2 protein-coding genes are annotated in these 1,079 nt (G+C 37.3%); both read left to right on the top strand.

Going from position 1 to position 1,079, the window contains the following annotated elements; all coding sequences use genetic code 11:
* The coding region (locus A9G48_RS11700; protein WP_065576117.1) for a DUF6708 domain-containing protein at positions 1–755 on the top strand (755 nt) is incomplete at its 5' end.
* Between the two features lie 24 nt (positions 756–779).
* Positions 780–1,079, top strand: a 300-nt coding sequence (locus A9G48_RS09350) for a hypothetical protein (protein WP_141672993.1), incomplete at its 3' end; no start/stop codon positions are given.

Here is a 1,079-nt window from a genome sequence, read left to right on the forward strand (position 1 = left end):
TGCATGACGATCGCTTAAGTTATGCCAATAATACCTATTGTGCCTTTATTCGTCAGGATCACAATGATCAGATTTTTTATGGCTGTCTCCATTTTGTTATTGTTATTGTTTTATTTATACTTCTTATTGGTTTTCCTACATTTATTATGGATTATGATCATCCAGATAGTGGTAGCATGCTTTGTTTGATTGGAATTATTGGATTTATTACTTGTTGTGCCGCTATGTATTATGCGGTTCCTCAACTGTATCATTATCTATTCTCCCGCTATGGCAGCCCCATTATATTTAATCGTAAAACCGGTAAAGTCTATGTTAATGAAAGTTACTTTTTTAACTTTAAGTTTTTACATCACCCTGCGGTATTTTTACAACCGAAAAAACGCCGAATAAAAGAGTATGATTGGGACGATTTGCACGGTGTTATTATTCATAATATGTCACGTAATGCCTTAAGTTCAACCGTGTTAATGGTGTGCCAACCGGGCACGCACCAAGTGATAGATCATATTATGTTAGATCCTGCTCGTGCCGGCGCAGGCAGTACATTTGTTTGGGGATGGATCAATAGTTTTATGGTGCATTATAAATCTGCCAATATCGATGACGGTGAATATAAGTCAGATCAAGAAGTGGAATTTAAAGCCCATAGGATTGAAGGTGAAGGCTGGCCCGAATGGATGGTCGAAGCATTTAATGCCACATCGCAAGAAGAGCTCGCCGAAATCAAACAACGACACCATATAACGGAATAATATAATAAAAATATTATTAAAATAATGGACACCGTTAAAGAAGGTGAAAGCCAAGATAAAAAAATGCACCAACTGGCGATTGACTTAGGCTCGTTAGCATTATTAAGTGTTGATAGCGTGGCTTTATACCGTGACATCAAATTAAAAATGCAGCTAGTTAAAGCGATGCGTTCAACAGTTTCGGGCACATTAGTACCTGAAATTAAAGCTAAACAGATGTTAAATACCTTGATTTCTAAAACCGTAGCCAAAGCTTTTGCGGCTATAACTATTTTTGAAGCCTTAGGCGAGTTAAAAAGTGCCTTGGGGATGTGGAATATGGAG

Origin of the sequence: Gilliamella sp. wkB18 (assembly GCF_001690875.1) — a bacterium.
GTDB classification, from domain to species: Bacteria; Pseudomonadota; Gammaproteobacteria; order Enterobacterales; family Orbaceae; genus Gilliamella; species Gilliamella apicola_A.